The organism is bacterium, from assembly GCA_021158245.1.
In the GTDB taxonomy this organism is placed as follows: domain Bacteria; phylum Zhuqueibacterota; class QNDG01; order QNDG01; family QNDG01; genus QNDG01.
Genome location: JAGGVB010000121.1, coordinates 1 through 5,575 on the forward strand (window position 1 = coordinate 1; position 5,575 = coordinate 5,575).

Annotated in this window: 6 protein-coding genes; 3 read left to right on the forward strand and 3 right to left on the reverse strand. The window is 36.2% G+C overall.

The annotated features are described in order from the left end of the window. The 3 genes from J7K93_06825 to J7K93_06835 form a co-directional block, all read right to left on the reverse strand. Positions 1-299: phosphomannomutase (locus tag J7K93_06825; protein MCD6116708.1), on the reverse strand; the 299-nt coding region annotated here is incomplete at its 3' end. A 44-nt stretch (positions 300-343) separates the two neighbouring features. Then, entirely contained in the window at positions 344-1,237 is an 894-nt protein-coding gene (prmC, locus tag J7K93_06830) for a peptide chain release factor N(5)-glutamine methyltransferase (GenBank protein MCD6116709.1), read from the reverse strand. Between the two features lie 109 nt (positions 1,238-1,346). Then, positions 1,347-1,988: a hypothetical protein gene (locus J7K93_06835; protein ID MCD6116710.1), complete on the reverse strand. Its 642-nt coding sequence runs from the start codon at positions 1,986-1,988 to the stop codon at positions 1,347-1,349. Between the two features lie 292 nt (positions 1,989-2,280). On the opposite strand from J7K93_06835, the gene J7K93_06840 reads away from it, so the two are divergent. From J7K93_06840 to J7K93_06850, 3 genes are all read left to right on the forward strand, one after another. Further along, positions 2,281-2,550: a hypothetical protein gene (locus tag J7K93_06840; protein ID MCD6116711.1), complete on the forward strand. Its 270-nt coding sequence runs from the start codon at positions 2,281-2,283 to the stop codon at positions 2,548-2,550. Between the two features lie 20 nt (positions 2,551-2,570). Continuing rightward, positions 2,571-4,406: a response regulator gene (locus J7K93_06845; GenBank protein MCD6116712.1), complete on the forward strand. Its 1,836-nt coding sequence runs from the start codon at positions 2,571-2,573 to the stop codon at positions 4,404-4,406. 268 nt (positions 4,407-4,674) lie between these two features. Next, positions 4,675-5,571, forward strand: a complete 897-nt coding sequence (locus J7K93_06850) for a class I SAM-dependent methyltransferase (protein ID MCD6116713.1) — start codon at positions 4,675-4,677, stop codon at positions 5,569-5,571. Positions 5,572-5,575 lie beyond the last annotated feature (4 nt).

Below are 5,575 nucleotides of genomic sequence, written 5' to 3' on the forward strand. Positions count from 1 at the left end.
CTGCCTGTTACCATTACGCTTCCGTGTGTTTTAAAATGCACAATGGAAAAATAAACAAGCGGAGTCGGTACAACCCCGACATCAATTACATCTATACCGGTTGACAAAATACCTTTTACAAGAGCGTCTCTTATTCTGCCTGAGGATAGCCTTACGTCTCTGCCCACAGAGACAAGTTTTTTCCCCTCCCTGATCATAAAAGTTCCGTATGCTCTGCCTATATTTTCCACAGTCTGCGAATTAAGATCTGTTTCTGCAATACCTCTTATATCATATGCCCTGAAAATTTCTTTGTTCATTTTACGCTCCTTACCATTTTGTAATAAATATTATACTTCCAATATCAGTAAGTACCTGTAACTACACGTTGTATTCCATTGTAATCATTTAATATTTGCAAATTTTTTAATCCTGACGATCTGAATATTTGTGCAACATCATCAGACTGGCCGTAGCCTACTTCCACTGCAATTAAACCGCCCTTTTTTAAAATGCTCTTTGCCTGCCTTACAATTGCAGGATAAAATGCAAGCCCGTTTTCTTCTGCCACGAGCGCATTTTTCGGTTCATGATTGACAATTTCAGGAGCAAGCTTCTTCCACTCCTCTTTGCTTACATAGGGGGGATTTGATACTACAACGTCAAATAAACCGCCTGCACATGATTTAATATCTTCTGTCATAATGTCAATACATTTAAAATCTATCCTGTCATTCACTGAATTTTTAACAGCATTTTCTTCAGCAATCCTAAGCGCCTCTTCCGAGATATCGGCACACAGCACTTTTGAATCTTTTAAATAATGTGCAAGGCTCACGCTTATAGCTCCGCTCCCCCCTCCGATATCAAATATTCTTACCTTTTTCCCTTTATACTGTTTAATAATAAATTCTACCATAATTTCTGTTTCGGGCCTCGGTATCAATACATTTTTATTGACCCTGAATGAAAGGGACATAAATTCCGACTGTTCAGTAATATATTGAAGCGGCTCCCTTTGTACTCTTCTGTAAATAAATTCTTTATATTTGCCCCTCTCTTTTTTTGTAAGCGGCTGATCAAAACGGACATAAAGATTAATGCGTGATTCACCGAGAATTTTACAAAGAAGCCATTCCGCATTGAGCCTGGGATTTTCAATTTTATGTTCTTCCAAATAATCCGTTGAGGATTTTATAACATCTATAACACGCCATGTGCTGTTTTTCTGTGAAATTACTGCCTCCGCAAAATACATGATAAATTGAACTTGTTATATAATAAGGAGATATATAAAAAAAAGCAAGAATGAACTTGTTTTTAAACAGTGCATCCCCGCTTTTATAAAACAAAAGAGGCATCCGGATTTATTTTTCAGAGACCTTTACGTTTCGTGTACGTCCCTCAATGCTGTTTTTATCCTCTACATAAACAACCACGTCAAGCCTCGGATCATCATCAGCAACTACATCCCCGCGGACAACAGATCCTCCTTTAATATTTATGACAATATGCCTTGTTTTTCTGCTGTTGCCCTTGCCGCTCTTTATACGTATGTCACCAGATACCAATGTCCCGTTATAAAGGTCCACATCGCCGTTATACGTTTCAATATTATTATTGACATTTGTGCTGTCCAGCATTATATCACCATTTACACTTCTTACTCTTCTTTGAACTTTTACGCCTTTTCTGCATTCAATTTCCCCGTTAACCGTTTCCACCGAGCCCCGGATAACAGCACTCTCACTGATTGTAATTGTGCCATTCACTGTCTGAAGGCTGTTGACTACAGATCCCTTCCCAACATCAATTGTACCGTTAATAGCCCTGCATTTACCATTTACCTTACAATTATCCCCGATATAAACAGAACCGTTAATAGTGCTGTAACCGCTCCTTGATACGGAATTATCCTTAATTCGAACAGACTGGTTAATTTTAAAATTGCATCCTGAAAATAAAATCAACATTAGAAATAACGCCGATACACCCCATTTACTCTTCATGTTAACGCCTCCGATTAATAAAAATCAACAACTCAATAGATAATACGAAAATATTTTTAACAGGTTACATCTTAATTAAGGCACATCATTTGCATAAAATCGGTATTGATAGAGAAAAGTTAAATTGAAAAAAGTCATAACTGACTGAAATTCAATAACTTAGGAGGTTATTTTAAATATTTACGGCAGGCAAAAATTACTATGTTACAGTGCAAATTGAAATAGGGAAAAAGTGAACTCTTTCATAACGTATAAATTTATTTTAAAACCCGGGAAAAACAGGAGTGACTATATGAACTGGTTACATATAAACTGGCCCGAACTTCAAAAACTCGGAGCAACTTCTTTCCAATTATGGAACAGTACTGAAGAAAATGAACACGTTCTATTCTGCAGATACACAATTACGGACATGAAAAACTGGGTAAAGCAATCTTCCCGACCGAAAATTGAAAATATAGTAAAGCCTCTATCGGAGTGTGTTGACATAGAAAAAACTTCTTTAAAAATTACTGTGATTGCCGACCGGCTTGATCCCAGATTTACAAATAATTATTCTTAACATAAGGTGTTTGCTAATTTATGAATTTAGTTGATTATAAAAATATTTCTAATGATTCTTTTAAAGAAGAAATAAACGCTATTATTTCAAAAAGCGTTTCCATTGGCGCTCTGCTTGCAGGTATACTTGTTCCCTTTTTCAGTGTTTTGGATTTTATATTTAAACAACAGCATTTCACCCTGTTCCTTTTTGTTAGAATTGCAGTAAGTTTGTGTGCATGGATTATATACGCCATAACATTTTCAAACTATAAAAAAAGCTATTATCTCGGAGCACTTTTAACTATTATTATCGGAGGTTCAATTGCACTGATGTGTTATCTGGACCTGGGCCCTGCTGATCCCTATTATGCCGGAATAAATCTTCCCATTCTTGGATTTGGTATACTGCTCCCCATGACTTTAAAGCAGAGTATTATCCCAAGTGCAATAGTATGGCTTTTATATGTTATACCAAACTTATTAATACTTGATGCACAAAATATACAGATATTTATCAGCAATAACTTTTTCATAGTATCTACTATTGTAATATCTGCTGCAAGCTCGCGTTTTCATTTACGGCAGCGTAAAGCGCAATGGCTTACTAATAACAAACTTGCTACAGCCCATAATAAAATTGAATCCTATGCAAAAGACCTTGAAAAAGAAGTAGATAACAGAACAAAGCAGGCCCTTCAGTCTGAAAAACTCGCAGCAGTGGGGCAGCTTGCAGGCGGTATTGCTCATGATTTTAATAATATTCTTACTGCAATCCTCGGAACCAGCCAGATTTTACTGCAGTCTCTTCATGAAGACGACCCGTTAAGAGAGGATATTAATACAATTTATAAAGCAGGAACAAGAGCTGTTGATCTTGTAAAACAACTCCTTGCATTCAGTAAAAATCAGGTTATGCAGCCGAAGGTTATAAACATTAACGAAATTTTATTGATTTCAAAGAGAATGCTGTCCCGCATTATCGGCGAGGATATAAAGCTGATAGTAAACTGCTGTGAAAAACTTAAATTCGTAAAAGCCGATCCTGTTCAAATTGAACAGATAATTTTTAATCTTGCTGTTAACGCAAGGGATGCCATGGCCAACGGAGGCACCCTGACTATTGAAACTTCAAACATTACACTTACTGAAATAAACCGCCACAACTTTAATATTTCCATCCCCTCCGGTGATTATGTCATTCTTACAGTATCGGATACCGGAACAGGTATGCAGGATGATATCAGGGAAAAAATATTTGAACCATTTTTTACAACAAAGGAATCATTGGGAACTGGCCTTGGCCTCTCTACTGTTTACGGTATAGTCAAGCAGAGCGGCGGATATATTATTTGCCAGTCTAAATTGGAACAGGGTACAACATTCAAAATATTTTTACCAGTATCTACTGAAAATGGAAACTCCGAACTATCGGGAGATAAAAAGGATAAAATTAATTTTAGAGGTACTGAAACAATTCTTTTGGTCGAAGATGAAGATGAAGTACGTAAGCTAACAGCAAGAATCCTTAAAAAATTCGGATATACTGTTCTTGAAGCAGAAAAACCTGTCAAAGCAATTGCCATTGCAGATCAATTTCACGGCAAGATTGACCTTTTACTTACAGATATTATAATGCCTGATATGAACGGCAAAGCATTAGCTGACAAAATTTTAGGGGAACACCCCGACATTAAGGTGCTGTTTACTTCCGGTTATATAAACAATAAACTGACTAAATTCATTGATGCAAAATTCAGGTCTGCATTTCTCCAAAAACCATTTACCATGGAAGAATTAACGTCCAAAATAAGAACTGTATTAAATCACCCGGCAAATCAACTTATTACATCAAATGAAATGGTTACAAATAATTAATCGAACAAACTAAAAACTATAAAACAATTTGAAAGATACATTGGATTAAAAACGGCCACTCTCACAGGGAGGGGCCGTCTTCTGTATAATTAATGTCTTTTAACTAATTCATATATCATATTGTATTTACTCTAATTACGCCGCTCATAATAAATTATTTATTTCTGGTATTATATTTGCATTACAAAACAGACACAATTGTTAAAAAAATGCAATAAATACAAATAGGGATGGAAATTGAACAATGTATGGCAGGGAACCGCAAATCATGGATACTTTTAAGGAGTTTTCGAAATTCATACAGAATGTGAATTCTCAGGATGTAGCATCATACAAAGACGTATTTTTTAAGAAAATCGACACAATTTCAGAAATAATTGACTCTTCTCCTAACGGGGAAGAACTGAAAGAAAAATTCTTTTCTCTGTGCAGCGCTCTCGACGACAGCATTATGCATCAAAGAACAAGAACAAAACCTCTCGGTTACGCAGGAGATTTTTTGCTTATTGACTGGATTTATACCCGGAGAACCTCTGACTCTCCTCACGGAAAATTTTTTGATAATCTTTTTCACTCATTTGAAGCAGCTCAATCTGTAAGAAACAGAAAAGAGTTCTTCATTAAAAAATGTATTGAAATTACAAAAAATGCAACCGAACCATTCAATGTGCTGGATATAGGATGCGGCTCCTGCAGAGACGCACTCGAAGCCTTTGAATCTGTAGACTCATGGGAAAATCTTTATTTTCAATGCGTAGATCAGGAGATTGAAGCTATCCAATATGCTAGAGAGCTGTTTAGAAACAAACCCTACAGTTCTCACGTAGTTTTTGAACAGGCGAACGTATTCTTCCTGAAAAAAGATAAAACTTACCCTTTAATCTGGTCTGCAGGCCTTTTTGACTATCTTGATGACCGTACAATAAGAGTTCTTCTCAAAAAATTGTGGCGTATTGTACCTCAGGGAGGTGAGATAATTTTTGGAAATTTCAGCCCGAAGAATCCTACAAAAAAAGGAATGGAGCTTGTAGGTAAATGGTTCTTAATTCACAGGACAGCTGAACAACTTCTTGATATATGCCAGAATTCGGGGCTTGATTATTCAAAAATTGAGATTGAGAGCGAACCTCAGGGGATCAATCTCTTTTGTACAATACAAAAATAAGGCC